General features: G+C 43.0%; 13 protein-coding genes and 1 pseudogene. 7 read left to right on the top strand and 7 right to left on the bottom strand.

What is annotated here, in order from left to right; all coding sequences use genetic code 11:
- The 3 genes and pseudogenes from Q4Q57_RS07220 to Q4Q57_RS07210 all read left to right on the top strand — a co-directional run.
- On the top strand, window positions 1-470 hold a 470-nt coding region (locus Q4Q57_RS07220; RefSeq protein WP_311890404.1), incomplete at its 5' end, for a hypothetical protein.
- A gap of 87 nt (window positions 471-557) precedes the next feature.
- Window positions 558-992, top strand: coding sequence for a hypothetical protein (locus Q4Q57_RS07215; protein ID WP_311890402.1), 435 nt, complete (start codon window positions 558-560; stop codon window positions 990-992).
- A gap of 1,475 nt (window positions 993-2,467) precedes the next feature.
- Window positions 2,468-2,647: pseudogene (locus tag Q4Q57_RS07210) on the top strand (integrase core domain-containing protein); the annotation flags it as partial.
- Window positions 2,648-2,681: 34 nt separating this feature from the next.
- Here Q4Q57_RS07210 and Q4Q57_RS07205 read toward each other — a convergent pair.
- Entirely contained in the window at window positions 2,682-3,848 is a 1,167-nt protein-coding gene (locus Q4Q57_RS07205; protein WP_311890400.1) for a hypothetical protein, read from the bottom strand.
- Window positions 3,849-3,892: 44 nt separating this feature from the next.
- On the opposite strand from Q4Q57_RS07205, the gene Q4Q57_RS07200 reads away from it, so the two are divergent.
- Complete coding sequence (locus Q4Q57_RS07200) at window positions 3,893-4,135, top strand: hypothetical protein (protein ID WP_311890398.1); 243 nt, start codon at window positions 3,893-3,895, stop codon at window positions 4,133-4,135.
- A 2,129-nt stretch (window positions 4,136-6,264) separates the two neighbouring features.
- On the opposite strand, the gene Q4Q57_RS07195 is transcribed toward Q4Q57_RS07200, so the two are convergent.
- From Q4Q57_RS07195 to Q4Q57_RS07175, 5 genes are all read right to left on the bottom strand, one after another.
- Complete coding sequence (locus tag Q4Q57_RS07195) at window positions 6,265-7,008, bottom strand: cupin (protein WP_028759672.1); 744 nt, start codon at window positions 7,006-7,008, stop codon at window positions 6,265-6,267.
- 174 nt (window positions 7,009-7,182) lie between these two features.
- Complete coding sequence (locus tag Q4Q57_RS07190) at window positions 7,183-8,298, bottom strand: hypothetical protein (RefSeq protein ID WP_311890393.1); 1,116 nt, start codon at window positions 8,296-8,298, stop codon at window positions 7,183-7,185.
- A gap of 127 nt (window positions 8,299-8,425) precedes the next feature.
- Window positions 8,426-9,562 (bottom strand): hypothetical protein, encoded by a 1,137-nt coding sequence (locus tag Q4Q57_RS07185; protein ID WP_012089431.1) that lies wholly within the window; start codon window positions 9,560-9,562, stop codon window positions 8,426-8,428.
- Window positions 9,563-9,602: 40 nt separating this feature from the next.
- The gene (locus Q4Q57_RS07180; protein ID WP_012089430.1) at window positions 9,603-9,971 is read right to left on the bottom strand and encodes a cytochrome c3 family protein; all 369 of its coding nucleotides are present in this window, start codon (window positions 9,969-9,971) and stop codon (window positions 9,603-9,605) included.
- A 5-nt stretch (window positions 9,972-9,976) separates the two neighbouring features.
- The gene (locus Q4Q57_RS07175) at window positions 9,977-11,497 is read right to left on the bottom strand and encodes a flavocytochrome c (RefSeq protein ID WP_012089429.1); all 1,521 of its coding nucleotides are present in this window, start codon (window positions 11,495-11,497) and stop codon (window positions 9,977-9,979) included.
- A 346-nt stretch (window positions 11,498-11,843) separates the two neighbouring features.
- Here Q4Q57_RS07175 and Q4Q57_RS07170 point away from each other — a divergent pair, with 346 nt between their 5' ends.
- Together Q4Q57_RS07170 and trmY are read left to right on the top strand one after the other, a co-directional pair.
- A complete protein-coding gene (locus tag Q4Q57_RS07170) occupies window positions 11,844-12,602 on the top strand; it encodes a TetR/AcrR family transcriptional regulator (RefSeq protein WP_012089428.1) in 759 nt (252 codons plus the stop codon).
- A 772-nt stretch (window positions 12,603-13,374) separates the two neighbouring features.
- Entirely contained in the window at window positions 13,375-13,971 is a 597-nt protein-coding gene (trmY, locus tag Q4Q57_RS07165; protein ID WP_006086220.1) for a tRNA (pseudouridine(54)-N(1))-methyltransferase TrmY, read from the top strand.
- 21 nt (window positions 13,972-13,992) lie between these two features.
- Here the strand turns inward: trmY and Q4Q57_RS07160 are convergent, their stop codons facing one another.
- Window positions 13,993-14,859 (bottom strand): LysR family transcriptional regulator, encoded by an 867-nt coding sequence (locus tag Q4Q57_RS07160; RefSeq protein WP_107947925.1) that lies wholly within the window; start codon window positions 14,857-14,859, stop codon window positions 13,993-13,995.
- Window positions 14,860-14,977: 118 nt separating this feature from the next.
- Between Q4Q57_RS07160 and Q4Q57_RS07155 the strand changes: the two genes are divergently transcribed.
- Window positions 14,978-16,084 (top strand): NADH:flavin oxidoreductase/NADH oxidase, encoded by a 1,107-nt coding sequence (locus tag Q4Q57_RS07155; RefSeq protein ID WP_311890384.1) that lies wholly within the window; start codon window positions 14,978-14,980, stop codon window positions 16,082-16,084.
- Window positions 16,085-16,293: the final 209 nt, after the last annotated feature.

Genomic DNA, 16,293 nt, shown 5'->3' with positions numbered 1-16,293 from the left:
TAAACATCGCGGCCTCTGGACTCGCAACAAGTTGCTCGCCGTTTAGGCGAGCGTTAAATGCCATGGACACATTAGAGAAACTCGCACAGAAAAATAAAGCTCATCAGAAGCAGCAGAGTAATGATCGCTTTTCTACTGTCGCCATGATCTTGGTTTTGGTTCCATTTTTATTTGGAATTGCCATCGATGTAGGGGCTATTAATTCATCTCTGAACTTTAACCTTTGGTTGTATGGCTTCGGTGCGCTTTGCTTTGGGTTACTTCTAGCGGCCATGGGAGATCTTATGCTTTTCTCGCGCTGGTTAAAAATTTCTGGTTTAATTATTAGCCAAGGTTGGTTCATTTACTTTTGGGCTTTTCAAATGCAATCTTGGCTAGCGTTTGTACCATTAGTGCCAGCATTTGTTTTACTACAAATACAAATGCCCAAAATCAAAAAACAAGCTGAGCGCGAGAAAAATGGCATTTAACAAGTTAAATCATCGGAAAACCGCTCACTGGCTGCGCCAAAACGTTCGCGTTTTCCGCTGTTTAAAGCGTTATGTTTCAGGACAGTCATGAGTGAATATTTGGAATTTGAGCGATTATCCGAAATAGATGATCTGCTGAAACTAAGAGTGAAAGGCGAAAGTAGCGGATTTGCCGGTATAGCCGATTGCTACGTTAATGAAGACCAATTTCAAGAGTTTTGCATTCAACTAATTGGCTTTCCCAAGAAACGAGAGGATAGCGTTCGGTTTTTCTCTGGTGAGAGTGATCAGTTGTCTCATTTCTATATTGTGTTCTCTTGCGCCGATAATTCTGGGCGCATACTGGCGGCTATACAAATTGTATCCAGAGATACCCGTTATCCACGAGAAAAGGTATGTTTTGTAGCTTCATTCTCATTTAAGGTGGAACCAGCCGCATTTGATCGTTTTGTCGGTGGCTTATCTCGGATATCGGTAATTAATAATGTGGGTTCAAAAGCGGCCCTAGTAAATGGAACATAATAATACGCATCACTTGCGGCCTGCGGCCGCTGCGCCTCGTCGCCAGTGTGCTTTGCGTTAGGATCCTTTGCTATATGCCACTGATAAGAATAAATTTACTGTTACTGTTCAGCTTATTGGCAACAATAGTATTACTGGTTGCTGCTTTCTTTTCTTACGATTTAGCGCATGGAAATTTATGGCGTTTTTTATCATGGCCTGCTCATAAGGCTCGCCTCTGGAATGGCGGCATCGTGCTCCAATCAATAACTGACTTCATATTCACAAAGCACAGCCAAGGCAATGTACATATCGCAGAAGCCTTGATATTAATTTTTACGTGGTGGCCAGTAACATTTGCAGCCATGTACTTTACATTCCGAACCAAGCGTACAGGCCCCTAACTAGTGGTTCAAATCGCTCGCTTCGTTCACTGGGACGAGCCCCGCCCCTTAACCAAATGTTAGGTTTCGAAACATGATCGCACATCGACTGTTTTTGTTTTTATCCTGCACGGTCTATGTTGCGGGTTGTGCGGGTGTCATGGGGAGTTCGCACTAACTCATAATGGGGTAGAAGTGAACTAAAGCAGCCAGTCGAATCTGTTTGCATCGTGATTTGAATATTGGCAGGTTAAGTCACTAATCCAGTTCAATCGTGTGTTCAGTTCGACCTGTTCTTAGACTACTATTTTCACCTTCATACGTGTCACCCGATAACATTACGCTTCATGTCCTGTCGTCAGCTTTAACCAATCCCAATACACATAATGAGCCGTGGGCAGTAATGCACTAATGCCGGTGATCGATGATGGCCGGTACTGGTCCTATGATCCTGCCGTGTGTTTACCTGCAGGTGTGTCCGCTAATCTCATACTGGCTAATCGCTTGTTCAGATAATGGATGGATAGATAGGGCAGATACCTCGCATCAATGTGCATGTTTACGTTTTTGTCAGCTGCTTTACCTGCAGGTGCGTTAGTCGTTCAAGCATTTGCTGATGTTTGTGGGTGCAGCTGGCATTGAGAGGGCAGATATAGACGTGCTGTGTGACGGTGGCTAGTGAGAATACCGCACGTTTTCTTAGTTTTAGTTGTTGCTGGTATGTTATTTGATGATAGGGGTTTTACACCATTAGAGTTCAACAGTACTTCAATGCGGCCTAGATAATCCCTAGATCCCCTCAAAAAGTTGGGAGCACTCAAACCCATGCAGCAGTTGGGCTACAGGCATATCGTTGCATCAACCCTACAGGAGGATGCAATGACGTGTTTTTGTTTCTTTTGTGTTAATTATTTCCGTTCGAAAAGGTCTGGGGAATTGCGAGATTTTGAGATGTCTTGTGTGAGCAGTATGCGCTAAATTGTACAATCTCCACTCGACATCACACTTCTGGACAGAAATGAGTTGAACGAAAGAAGGAATTAAAGGGTGACTGAATTAGAAAAAGTATCTTCATTCATTCGAAAGCTCTAATTCAGTCCGCCCTCTTTATCCCAAAATGTACTAGCGGAGCACGTAAATGGGATCCTCAAAAACGAATATCTCATCAGCAACCCCTATGACCTTGAAGATGCGAAAAGAATGACTGCCGAGTCGGTAGCAACATACAATCCAAGAAGATCACATATGGCTTTAAAATACAAAACGCCCGATGAAGTTCATCGAGCGTTGTAGATTGAAAAAGTGTCAAGACTAGTCAAATGTAATGTTAACCTACGTTTTCCTCATCGTCATTAATGAGATAGCTAAATTGTGCATTATATTCACTGTCACCTTTGATCGAAGCTTGATAAGCTAATTTAACGGAGTTCCCGTCACCTAAAGCTTTTAGTAAATCAAATAAATCATCTCCGATTACATCTGCAAAAGCTTTCATGCTTACTGATTGCTCATCTTCTACTCGTGTTGTCTTAATTAAGTAATACATGTTATCGCTAGAGCGCTCAACACCATCAATATAGAACTCTGCTTCTCTAGAAACAGGTGCATTTGAAGGTGATCTCGTTCTTCTGCTGAATTCAGTTATCTCATTTCCACGAAACTCTGAGTGCCCCGCTCTAACAAAATCAGCATCGGGTACTTTTTTCAAAACATTTCTGTAAGCCTGATCTGAATACTCAGATACCTTTTCGTGCATAGCCCCCGTTTTTGGATGCGATGCATAGACGTATTTTAGTGCCGCTAAAGCTTCCTTGGTTGAATTCTCATTAGCAGAAATTGACGCTCGAATTGTGTCATGATTTTCTTTGATTTGAGCATTATCTGTACGTCCCTTAATAAATTGGGTAAAAATCCAAGTTCCAGAGATACAACCTGCTAAGCCTAAAATAAGTAGTATTTTTTCCATGCTATCCATCCCAACTAAAACGACATCTAGCTTTTCAAGAAAATGATTGAGCATACCTGCCGCATCTGCTTTAGTGTCAGATGAGCCTTTCTCAATCTTAAAGACTAATTCAAGATCTTCTTTGTCTTTATACCGTAACTTTTGAAGACTTGACGTGCTATGGATTAAATCGCCATAGAGCCTATACAACTCTTGTTGAAATCCTACATAACCTTCCATTGCTGAAATAGGTAAAGATTGATCATACCGTGGGCCTTGAATGTATAACTCAACACTAGGCCAGCCATCAAAGACGACGGATTCTATATCAGAACAACCATCTAGCAAAACGCTTTTGGCAAGCTCCAAGAAATCTTCTTCTGACTTAATTGTTACTACGGACATTAAATTATAAATCCCTTTATTTTTCTTAGAATTATGCACCTTAGTCATCAGAGTATCAATGAATATTGGTATGCATTGGTCACGAATATTTTGCTCAAATTTTACATCGAATAATTGTTCTAGTGGTTGAAATCGTACAAACATCCCCCATATCTAGTAATGACTTAATCCGACAAGAGGTAATACTGATGAACAAGAAGAAAACTTCTAAGAAACTAGCTAGTCAAGCAGGTGCAACACTTAATGATCCGAATGCATCTAAGATTAAGAAATCAATGGCAGCGGGGGCATTAGCTCAAGCAGACCCATCGAAACAGACTAGCAAAGAGATGGAGAAAAAGGCTAGTGATGTACTGAAAAGCGACAAGTTCAGCGAAGAAACAAAGAGCTTTGCGGCATCAATAGTGTCTCAATCGAATAAAGAGAGATGATTCGATGACCTGAATTATCATCCAGTAAAAGCCCCCTATTAAAGTGGTTTTACTCACTCTCTGTCTTATTTGATATGATTCATCGTTTCATTAAGGCAACGGCTGCCCAGTGTCTCATGGACAAATTTCATCTAAGATTTTTGCATAGGAGATAAGTTTATGAGTGGGCAACGATATACCCCAAATTTAAAGAAGAAGCTATTAAACAAGCGTAGTGCTATAGCGAACTTGGTCACTCTATTGAAGGTGATATTAGATTATTGAGGGTAAATACAAATGACTAAACCTCGAGAGATATCCATTTCAAACACGTTTTGGGGCAGAAGTGAGCTAAAGCTACCTGTCGGATCTAATTGCATCGTGCGTTCTGTTTGACCTGTTCTTAGACCACTTTCTTCACCTGCAGACGTATCACCCGAGCACCTTATGCGTCATGCCTAGTCGTCAGCTTTATCCAATCCCAATACAAATCATGAGCTGTGGGCAGTAATGCAGTAATGCACTAATGCGGTGGTCGAGCATGGCTGGTATCTAAGAGTGTTGTTCCACTTGGTCCTATGATCCTGCCGTGTTGATCTGCATGTGTGTCGCTAATCTCACGCTGGCTAATTGCTTGTTGAGATAAGGGAATTGATAGGGCTGATACCTCGCATCAATGTGCATATTTACGTTTTTGTCAGCAGCTTTACCTGCAGGTGCGTTAGTCGTTCAGGCATTTGCTAATGTCCGCGGATGAAGCCGGCATTGGTAGGGCTTATATAGGCGTGTTGTGCGACGATGGTGAGTGAGAATTCCGCACGTTTTCTTAGTCGTAGTTGTTGCTGATATGTTGTATGTCGATAGGGGTATTACGCCATTAGGGTTCAACAGTACTTCGTTGCGGCCTAGATAATCCCTAGATAGCCTCAAAAAGTTGGGAGCACTCAAACCCATGCAGCAGTAGGGCTACAGGCGAGTCGTTGCATCAACCCTAGAGGAGGATGCAACGACTCGATTTTGTTGCTTTTGTGTTAACGTTTGAGGGGTGTAAAGGGTAGGGCAAAAGGTGAGGTTTTTGGCTGTTTTGGGTGAATTGATGGCGCCCAAATGGAACCTCCTATTCGGCTCACGGTTTCGGTCGCGGCCTCATCCTGCGAAGGCGTTATCCGCTCGCCGTTTTTGGTTATGAAAAGTAGGCAAACTGGGATGATCGACACACTGTTTCTGGGTGATTGAACGCGTTTTTAGGCTCATGCTGCCTTAATTTGAATTGTTATTGATATGTTTCTATTCAATGGGTGTTGTTCAGTGTGTTGCACCAATATGGTTCAACCGTTTTTCGATGCGGCCTAGATAATCCCTAGATAGCCTCAAAAAGTTGGGAGCACTCTAGCCCAAGCAGCAGTAGGGCTACAGACGAGTCATTGCATCAACCCTAAGGAAGGATGCAATAGCGTGTATTTGTTGCTTTGGTGTTAAATGTTGGCAATGGGGTGAAGAGGGTAAAAGCCAAGGTTTTAAACGGTTTTAGACGGTTTTAGGTGAATTGCTTCTGTCTAGGACTAGGCTCATTTTAACCGAGTGCCAGAGTCGTTATCTTTACCTATATTAGTCATCCTGCATGGATAGGAATAGAGCGATGATCATGTGCAATTATGAGGAATTTTGATTTTCAGATGGGCGGATTTTGTGTCTCGCCGATGCTCACGGTTTGATTGAAACCGAACGCGACACTTTATGATGATGAGAATCGCTCTCAACTTGCTGCAGATGCGAACCATTATCATCGCGGGTCCTTCCGGCGCGGTTGATTGCGGGGGCGGCGACACGCAGTGCTTCACTACATATGAGGATTTTAGAGGGCTTGGTTGTTGTTTTATTAGCGGGCTTTTAGGGGGCGTTCATAATTTTGAACGCTATCTATGGTGTTGATTGTAATTGATTATTTTGCTTGCTTTCTCAGAATCTCAAAAAATTGGTGTGCTCGGATATACCAACTTCACTAGATCGATTTTGTGATCCTTTGATCTTTGCTTTATGCGCCAATGTTATATCTCCATTTTTACTTCGCAGGATGAGGTCGTGGCGATATAAGCGGAGCAAAGACGGCTAAACCACCTTCTTAGGAAGGTGGTTTATTTCAATTTGGCTTATTTTTTAAAGAATGCTTCGTTTGTACCGTATGGGCCTAGGTTAAGATCACGTTTACGAATGGCATCAACACGATCAAAGGCTTCTTCAGCCACTCTCAAGTTTTTCACATCTTTGCGCCAATAGTATTTAAAACCATCAAAATGAGCATTATTCGGATACCAGTAGAACACGCCTAAACCCTCTTTGTTTAAAATTGGCGTGTTGTGGATATGAGCCCCAGGTATGTAGAAGTATTGACCTTTAGCTAGGGTTTCGAATTTATTGTTTGCTAATGTTTTACTTGTGCCATTTACGACGTAATAACACTCAGGTTGGCCATGAAAGTGCGGCTCATGATCTGACTTGCCACCATTAGTAATACCGATAACAACTGGGCTGTCAGACAATTCTTTCCAAATATAGCCAACGGGAGAGTTTTTAGGGTCGCAGTTTTTTGCTTCTAGGACATTGCCATTATCATCCAAGGTTTTACAGAAACGTTGATCCGCGGCGATGCTGTCGTTGGGTTTAATGGTATTAAAATCGATTTTGCCTGCTTCCCAATCAGTAATATAAGCTTCAATTTCTGGGTTACGACATTGCTCAGGCATAGTATCTTGTGGGACATAAGGAGTACTGTCCGCTGGCACCGGTGTCATTTGTTGGTATGGAAGTTGTGCATGGTTACATTGTGGGCCTTGCGCCATAGCTGCTGTTGATGCCAATGCGGCGATTCCAAAAAGCATTTTTAATTTCATCATTATCTATCCTATTGTCTTAATTTTTAAAATGGCGGTATTGTGTTGGTATTATTGTTCTGTCACTAACAATAAAGAGATTGGTCTACCGCAAAGGTGAAATGGATCACGTCATGTTTTCAGTGGCAAACTTATTCGTGACTCTGCTCGCGAATAATCTTATCTGCGACCCCAGCATTAGAAATGGAATTGCAGACTGACTTGTGCATAGTTGGAGGCTCCCTGAGTTGCCCTGGGCTGGGATACTGTGGGCACAAGAGAAGTGATATTGTCTTGCATTTGATAACGACCTATTTCAGCGCCTAAAGTGAGTGATTGGGTTAAATTGGTGAATAAGTTAACTCCAAAATGACTGCGATCTGTTTGTTCTTCTTTTGTGGATGTGTGCCCATAAAAGATACTTGAACGTGTGTGTTGGGTCCAAAAGTGCCTATAGGCGAACATGACGGATAAAGAATTTTCTAATTGCCCATCTGTGATATCTCTAGCTGCATCGGTTCCTACATAGCGCCCTAAATGACCATAGTGCAATTGAATACGAAGATCATCTTTCCCTATGGAATGTATTTTTGCCGCTATTGATGTACCACCACCCCATTGGGCTGTATCGGCGGAGTCTAAATATCTTAGTAAACCTGATATCGACACATTACCCCAGTCACCCGATTGGTTGTAACGAACGATCATGTCTGGCAGATAATCATGGTTGGTATCAATCCATAGCGGTTCTGTTGACGTGAGTGCTGTGGCGAATTTAGTTTGTGCACTTGCTTGTTCTGGTGCTTGAGTTCCGTAGGTGTAGGGGTTTTCTAGGGCAAACTGCCAATGGGTTGTGTCATAACGTACCAGCGCTTGTCTTATCATGGCTTGACCAACTAATGGCCCGCCTAAATCGGCCGTTTCAGCAAAGGTGCTGGTATTGACTAAGGTGGACCAAGTTTGCCCAGCCGTTACGCCTTGGTAGGATATAAATGCGTGCCTTAGGCGGGGGCTGTAGGAATTGGAGATGATCGGATTCCCCTGCGCCGAGCCAACAAAGTCGATTTCAGCAAAGGCTTGAACTTCATTTGAGGTGATCGTCATATTTACGCGACTTTCTTGCGCACTGAATTGAGTACGTTTAGTGTTATCAGCGAAAGAACCTCCACCTGTCCAACTGTCTTGAAACTTCAGATTACCTTCAACATAACGTGCGTTTGCCTTAATAAATCCCCCCATTTGTAACTCTGTTCCATAGAGTGGTGAAAACGGAATAAAAAATAGGGATAAGGCGAGTAAAGTGTGTTGCTTCATGGTTGGCTAAATCACATTGAAAAATAAAAAATGCCCTAATAAATAGGGCATAAAAAGAACGGTCGATCAAAACGGCAGGAACGTCCTGATCGACTTGATTATTACAAACAAGAGTTAGAATGGAGAGTTAGAAATAATAGCCAAAGTTGATGTTAATGCGTTTATCCCAATCATTACCGACTTCAGGTAATCCAACATGGTCGTTATTGGCGGTAGAGAAGGTCATATTTTTACCCATAACAAAGTCGATCATTGTGTAGGTAGGGCCTGCAGAAATCGCCATACCAGTGACGTTTTGCATACTGTTATCGTAGCTATCATCATCAACATCTGGCGTCATTAAACCAAAGTCGTTGTAGAACTTAATGCTACCCCAATCTGTGTTTACGGTTTTGGCAATGTTGATGTTATAGGCTTGGCCCTTAGAGGCAATTTCATACTGCCAGCTTACTACTGACACCCCAATTTTATTGGAGTCGATAGCATCTGCAGCATCGTATTCATATTGCATGGCTTGCATTTGTAAGTTCCAGCCTTTGTAACTGCTGTCTAAATGCAATGCTACGGCATAGCGATCGCCATTGTTGCCCGTCTCGCTGTTGTAGATTTGGCCATACTGCACAGAGCCACCAAAGGTAGTCGAGCCGCCTTCGTATTCTGTTGTATAAGTTTGGCGCACGTTTAACTGGTTAGTCTCTTCATTGTGATACTCAGTGCCATTGATGGTACCGGTATACAAATCGGTCGAATAACGCTTGTTCTCGGTCGCACCATATTCAGCATTTTTGTAAAAGGCTAAATCAGTATGCCAACCATTTTTTTCGTAGGTGGCTTTAAGACCGATATCATGATCATCCTCAAAACCTAAGTAGTAAGGTAGACCAAACCACCAACTGTTAGAAATAAACTCGCGATTACCAAAGGGTACCTTGTTGATACCAAATTGCAGTTGCCAGTCTGGATCAATGTTGTAGTAACCATAACCGTACTTGATATAGTTAGTGCCTGAAGTAAAACGGTATTCTGCGGCTAAACCGAAGTCGCCTTTTTTACCATCAAATTTAATTGCGGCCATATCAAAATTAAAATCGCCGCCTTTGTCTTTTGAGGCTTTGTCATAATCTTTATAACCATAGTTAACACGCACTGCACCGCCAACGTTAATACCATCTTCTTGTTGTTCTGCAGCAAAAGCGGCTGAACTCGACATGGCCATTGCAGTTGCAACCATGGACAGCATAAACCGAGTGGATTGTTTCATCATCGTTACCTTTTATTTTAGTATTTGAATTTTAATAATTAATTTACATTTCTTTGAACCAAGTACGGTGGCATTCAGCACAAACTGGGGCCTTTTTTTCGTGTTCAGCGTGGCAGGCTAAGCAGCTTGCACCTTCGTTGTAGTGCAACGATTTGTGCGGATGAGCCTCTGGGATCGGTAGCTTTTTCTCGTCAACGGGGATACTGGTTATGTCACCGTGACATTCAACGCACGCAGCGTCGGTAGCATTTTGCTTACCTGAACCTTGGTGACAGCTTTTACAGCCTTCTTGATAGAGAGACTCATGATTTACTCGGCCTTGAGTACTGCCTTTCATTTTTACCAGCTCTCCGGCGTTTACATTGCCAGCAAATACGAATCCAATAAGGAGTGTGAGTAGTAATTTATTCATAATATTTAAGCCTGCATGTCAGATTTGATGGTTTCAGATACGATAATTCCCATCGTCAAGCACTCTAGGCATGCCGTTGAACTTAAACGTGTTCCACCATGTGTACCACCGGTCGCTTCACCAACTGCATACAGTTTCTTAATTGTCGTTAACGATTGACTGTGCATAACACGGGCACCTAAATCGGTTTTTAATCCTCCCATGCAGTAATGCACTTTTGGCCAGATCCGCGAGACAATAAAGGGAGGTTTTAGCTGTACAGCCGTATCCATCATGCGGCCAAAGAGTGGATCAACACCTTTAGGTACTTGTTGGTTGTACTCAGTAACGGTTTGTTTTAACTCATTTAGTGGGATATTAAACTGCTTAGCTAATTGCTCTAGGCTATCGACTTTCCAGGCAATTTGGTCACGCACGGCACGGGTGACGCGTTCATCGCCAACATGGTCATCATGATTAAAAAACACGACAGGATAAGCGGGGGAACCATCTGCATTACGGTTTTTCATTATGGCGTCAGAGCAAGTTTTTCTGTCGGCACGTTCATTCATAAACCGTTTACCATCAAGAACATTGACGGAAATGCCCTTATGGAAACCAATCGACAGTAACGCATTTGACCAACCGAAGCCGCCTTCATCAGGCGAACCCCAGTGGCCAGTTTGAATAAAGCTCATATGTATAGGCAGTGCACCGTGTGCCATGGCTGTAAGGGTGACTTCTCCAGTCGCTCCTAGCGCATTGGTGCAATCAAGTGTCTTATCAAGCGATGGATCAACCAGCTCACGCAGTTTTAAATTTCGAGAAAAACCACCGTGGGCAAGGATAACGGCCTTGTTAGCTTTGATATAGATTGTTTTGCCGGTTTTGAGATCGGGGAAACGATAATTTTGGCGAACTTTGAGGCCGATAATTTCCTGACCATCCATTATGAAATCTTCAACATAGTGTTGAAGACGATATTCAACTCCTTCTTTTTTACCCACTTCATAAAGTTTAGTGGTGATATCGCCGCCCACACCGTGTTGGGTACGAATCGCTCGTGCTTTATTATGTCCACCCACTTGCTGGTTAAATCCTTCGCGAAATTTTACTCCTGCATTAATACACAGGTCATAGGCATCCAGTGCGCGATTAGCCATTTGGCGCAACATGTCAGTATTTTGCATACCGCGGCCAGAAATGATCTGATCTTTAACCAGTTCCTCTGGCGAATCATCTTGAATGCCTTGGGCTAATTGGATTGGATTTTTGGGAATGGCTAGCCAACCGCCATTAATCGCAGAGTTACCGCCAATCACTTGCATTTTTTCCAGTACAAGTACGGAACCAAGACCTTGGCGTTTAGAATTGAGTGAAGCAGATAAACCCGCGAAACCTGAACCCACGACGATAACATCGCGTGTTTCATCCCATTTTATGTTTGATGTGCACTCGTTAGCTGATGCTGCACTTGGCAGTGCGGCTGCAATACCGCCAATAGCTGCACCTGCACCCAGTTTTAAAAAGTTTCTTCTATTATGCATGTTGTTCACCCTCTACTTCAGAATGCAAGCAAGATAGAGGCTATGGGGCAGGCTAAAGGTGAACTAAGTCACGGCTTTTTTGGAGTGGCAAACTTATTCGTGAGTTCTGTCTAGAATAATCTTTTTTGAAAATGAAAGTTTTTTGCAACAAAAATGTAAGTGAAGGGATTTTAATCTATGAAAAAAACTTGTTGTTGCAATGTATGCTTGAGGTAACTCACAAAGAACATAAATAAAATGCTCACTTGCGTGAGCTTTATCCCGATTAGTCATCCTTACCCTATAACAGGCATAAGTTAACAACGCATAATTCACGCTTACTTAGCGTTTTATTCGGGTTTAGTGCATGAAATGTCCTTCTGACACACTATCTATTTTAAGGTGCAATCAAATACTGGATGCAGCTGAGCTGTTGATTGAGTCGCAAGGCATCGTCTCTTTTAAGTTTTCTCAACTGGCCAAAGAAGTCGGTTGTTCTACAGGCACCTTGTACAAATTTTTTGAACGTAAAGAAGACGTTTTAGTTTGTCTGTTCCTAAGAAGTGCAACCTCTAATCACTTGCCAATCTTTATTAATAAAAATCCTGAATTAACGGCTAAAGAACGAGTGTTGTTGCCAATTCTATTTACCTTTGAAACGATAAAACGCAGCAAAAGCTTTGCAACGTTACGTTCTGTTTCTGTTAATACCATGGTATGGCAACTTGCTAGTGATGAAAAAGTCGAACGCTTTAAAAAGCGCATTAATGCGTTCTGGGGCTGGTTTACTGACTCGCTCAATCTAGCAGTAGAAAAAGGGGAATTAGAGGCGACACCATTACAGGTAAAGGAGTTAGTACAGGGTATCACCTTTTATTTAACCGGGGCGTTAACTCAATTTGAGAGTCAGCTTATCGCGCCAGAATACCTTTCTAATCGTCGAGAAACCTGTTACCGACATTTGGCTAAATTGATGGGGCAATATAAGTGGAAAATGCCCTTAACCCCAGAATTATATGATTCTTTAGAGGCCAGAACGATTAAGTTCTTCGACCAACATTATCGTGATCATATGAGTTGCGCTGCATGTAGTGCGCTGTCTTGTACAAATGGTGTTGGGGGTTAACGGTGATTGAAATTAACAAAGCTCTGTTTCAGTAGGTTTTATACTTGTGCCCAAATTCAACTCAGAAGAATGGTTTCTTTTACGGATAATTTATCAAACTAGTGTGTTGCGGCTCTTCATAGCAATCTAGTTTTTGATCAAACTTTATTATGCTTCTAGATAAAGTCGGAGCGACGTTGGCCTGAATAAAGTCATCAGGCTAGGTATGCCTGCAAATAATTCGTTCGCTGTTCATATTTTCAGCATGAAATATTCGTTTAAAAAAATAGATTAGATTTGCTTGTGCTAAAAATAGTGCAAATTGTACGGTCAAATACAGTGTAAGCTATTGAATACACAGGCTGCACATTTCGCATTTGCATGTAAATGCACATAAATTATTAGGGTAATTAAAACGTGCAAAATTATATAATTTATGTTTAAATTTAGCAGGTTATGATTAAACGGTTCACTGTCATGGGGTGTCAGGGGGCGGAGGTTCGAATCCTCTCATACCGACCAAATTAAATGCTTAATTGTTAGGCTGTTTTAATTATTAAGATAAGTGACAGTTAAGTAAAAACAAAACCCCGTGGTAGCATTGCTATACGGGGTTTTGTTTTTTTATATCTTTTTTGTAGTCATGAGGACGAACGCTAATCGTTTAAGCTCCAGTAGTCGACGTCATTGGTACCACTAAGACAAAAATCCTCAACGTGAAATGACAAGTTTCACACAGATATTTGAATTCGCCATTTAGCATTTAAGACATTATTGAGTAGGACATTTACCTATGCGCGCGTTTGTTTTACGAGCAAGATCTGCACCTACTGACAGTCAGTTGTTTTTGGCTTCTGTCGGCCAAGAGGCGCACACCGAAATTTTGGCTCATACCCTAATGAACACTATCTTTGTGGCTCAGTCCCATCGAAACGATGTTGTCGTTTATCTAGTATTAGAAAGTACCCATGATTTTTCTCGCACTATTTGCTTCGATACGCGAAATATTTGCCATATTGGCGGTTTTCACGAACAAGCTTTGCTGACGAAAATTGCTAAGGCCTTAGATATTTCTCGGGGCATGACGAAAGAGCAAACTCGCGTTGTGGATGAGGGCATTACTGTGAGCACCATCAGTTTTGAAAAGCTGGTGCAGGACCTCGCGGTCGATTATCAATTATTTATGATGGATAAGAAGGGCACTTCTATCCGTGAGCAGGAGTTTGTGGGCAATCCGTGCTTTTTGCTGACCGATCACATTCCTATGCCGAAGAAAAGTTTTAATACTTTGAAACGACTCGGCGCGCAAAAGATCAGCCTTGGGCCAAAGATGTTGTTTGCTTCCCAGTGCGTAGTACTGATCCATAATGAATTGGATATCAATCAGTAGCCAGTAGCCGCTGAGCCCTATCTATATCTTGCCCTTTAAAAACGCGATCGCTTTTTGGGCTCTGCGTGACAAGGGCCATTCCGCGCGGTGGATAAGCCAAATGGTGTCTACAACTTGGCTGCCACATTCAACAACATAGATATCTTGTTGTCGTTCAAAGGCTTTGCGGGCGTATTGCGGGATGACTGTAAATCCGAGCCCTTTTGCGACAGGTTCGAGGATCAGGCTGATTTGGTTGGTAAATCCCCTACAGGGAATGTCTTGAATACCGGGATGACTTGGATATTTACGGCTAAGCAGCCGAGTTGCCATTGCCTCGCCATCGGGATGGGAGATAAACCCTAGCCGTTGTAAATCAACCCATTCATTTTGTTTGTGGCACGCAGGTACGACGAGTTCAAGCGGCTCTTCGGTGAAATGCGTGCTGTGAATGCGAGGATCGGAAGGTTTTAAGGTCACCATGCCGATTTCATGTTCATTGGCTAATACCGAGGCGACTATTTCACTGTCAGGGGCAAAACGGTGGCGAATGTTTAACGCCGGAAACGCCTGTTGTAGTTCGATTAATAGCGGAAAGAGTGTTAAACCAATGCTCCCCGGAGTGATAAGGCTAATGTCGCCGACCTCAGCATCATCATGGATCAGTTTCTGCTGTAAGCGTTTTTGCGCGCATTCGACGTCTTTAACGTAGGTCAGCAGGTTTTCGCCAATCGGAGTGATTTCAAGTTGACGGGGGCGGCGTAAAAACAGTGTGCCGTATTCTTCTTCTAAGCGACTGATATGTTGGCTCACTGCCGCTTGGGTGATACCTATGGCTTCGGCGGTTCGGGTGAAGTTACCTTTCTCGACCAGAACCGCAAAGGTGTGTAACCACTGTGGATTTATCATAAGCAAACTTTATCAACTCTATAATCTGTGCGTGCTTTTAATTATGGCATGATAAGGCTAGTCTGTCGTCATTCAGTATTCCATTCCTTTTTGATTCTATTTGACACAGGAAACACCTATGGCCGATCTATTTTCATCCTTCAAACTTAAAGACATTACCCTCAAAAATCGTATTGCCGTTGCGCCCATGTGCCAATATCAAGCCACGGACGGACTCATCAACGACTGGCATCAGGTGCATTACACTAGCCTTGCCCGTGGCGGAGCGGGTCTTGTTGTGGTTGAAGCCACTGCGGTTTCTCCTGAAGGACGTATTACCCCAAAATGCCTCGGACTGTGGAATGACGAGCAAGCCCAAGGCCTAGCTAAGGTAGCCTGCGCGATTAAAAATGCCGGCGCAGTGGCGGGGATTCAAATTGGTCATGCGGGCCGTAAAGCGAGCGCCAATATTCCGTGGGAAGGCGATGATCATATTCCCAATGGTGAAGGACAAGGCTGGCAACCGATTGCGCCGTCTGCCGTTGCTTTCGGTGCAAACTTACCTAAAGTTCCAACGGCTATGACGATTGAAGACATTGAGCGCGTTAAAGCAGACTTTGTGGCGGCGGCAAAACGGGCTTTAGCGGCAGGATTTGAATGGTTAGAGCTGCATTTCGCCCACGGTTATTTAGCCCAGAGTTTCTTCTCAACCTATGCCAATGAACGCACCGACCAATATGGTGGCAGTGCAGAAGGGCGGGGACGCTTTTTGCTCGAAACGGTTGCAGCGGTAAGAGACGTTTGGCCACAGCATTTACCCTTAACGGCGCGATTTGGTGTGATTGAATTTGACCATAAAGATGAAGAAACGTTAACTGAATCAATCGCCTTGGTGAAGCAATTTAAACAAGCTGGGCTCGATATGTTAAACGTCAGCATTTGCTTCTCTACGCCGACGGCAAATATTCCATGGAGCCCGGCATTCTTAGCACCTGTTGCTGCGCGGGTTCGCCAAAAAGTGGGTTTCCCTGTTGCGACGTCGTGGGGCATGGATAATCCACTGCACGCCAATGCGGCTATTGAAGATGAACAAATGGATTTAGTGATGATAGGTAAAGCCTTTTTGGCGAATCCACATTGGCCATATCAAGCGGCACAAACCTTAAAGATAGCGCGCCCATCATGGGTATTACCCGCATCTTACGCCCATTGGTTAGAGCGTTATTCCACGGTTAAAGCCGATTGATTTTGAGCTGACGTGATTGCGAGCTGACATTATTCTGAACTGGCATAATTGCGAGTTAACTTGAGAGTGAGCTGACTTTTATCGTTTATGCATGATAGATAACAGGCTTGATTGTGTACAAGGTAAAGCAGGCCTCAAGATTCAGCCTAAGTCTTAAAAGCCGTTATCCATGGATAGCGGCTTTTTGCTTTGTGAATACACCATATTTA

The sequence above is a fragment of the Shewanella sp. SP2S2-6 genome, from assembly GCF_031931965.1.
Taxonomy (GTDB): Bacteria; Pseudomonadota; Gammaproteobacteria; order Enterobacterales; family Shewanellaceae; genus Shewanella; species Shewanella baltica.
This window is presented reverse-complemented; position numbering and strand designations above follow the sequence as displayed.

What these genes read in the sequence shown, in the direction of transcription:
- Q4Q57_RS07170 (WP_012089428.1), top strand. Translation starts at nt 11,844, where the DNA reads ATGAAATGTCCTTCTGACACACTATCTATTTTAAGGTGCAATCAAATA.
- Q4Q57_RS07155 (WP_311890384.1), top strand. Translation starts at nt 14,978, where the DNA reads ATGGCCGATCTATTTTCATCCTTCAAACTTAAAGACATTACCCTCAAA.
- trmY (WP_006086220.1), top strand. Translation starts at nt 13,375, where the DNA reads ATGCGCGCGTTTGTTTTACGAGCAAGATCTGCACCTACTGACAGTCAG.
- Q4Q57_RS07180 (WP_012089430.1), bottom strand. Translation starts at nt 9,971, where the DNA reads ATGAATAAATTACTACTCACACTCCTTATTGGATTCGTATTTGCTGGC.
- Q4Q57_RS07160 (WP_107947925.1), bottom strand. Translation starts at nt 14,859, where the DNA reads ATGATAAATCCACAGTGGTTACACACCTTTGCGGTTCTGGTCGAGAAA.
- Q4Q57_RS07175 (WP_012089429.1), bottom strand. Translation starts at nt 11,497, where the DNA reads ATGCATAATAGAAGAAACTTTTTAAAACTGGGTGCAGGTGCAGCTATT.
- Q4Q57_RS07190 (WP_311890393.1), bottom strand. Translation starts at nt 8,298, where the DNA reads ATGAAGCAACACACTTTACTCGCCTTATCCCTATTTTTTATTCCGTTT.
- Q4Q57_RS07185 (WP_012089431.1), bottom strand. Translation starts at nt 9,562, where the DNA reads ATGATGAAACAATCCACTCGGTTTATGCTGTCCATGGTTGCAACTGCA.
- Q4Q57_RS07200 (WP_311890398.1), top strand. Translation starts at nt 3,893, where the DNA reads ATGAACAAGAAGAAAACTTCTAAGAAACTAGCTAGTCAAGCAGGTGCA.
- Q4Q57_RS07205 (WP_311890400.1), bottom strand. Translation starts at nt 3,848, where the DNA reads ATGTTTGTACGATTTCAACCACTAGAACAATTATTCGATGTAAAATTT.
- Q4Q57_RS07215 (WP_311890402.1), top strand. Translation starts at nt 558, where the DNA reads ATGAGTGAATATTTGGAATTTGAGCGATTATCCGAAATAGATGATCTG.
- Q4Q57_RS07195 (WP_028759672.1), bottom strand. Translation starts at nt 7,008, where the DNA reads ATGATGAAATTAAAAATGCTTTTTGGAATCGCCGCATTGGCATCAACA.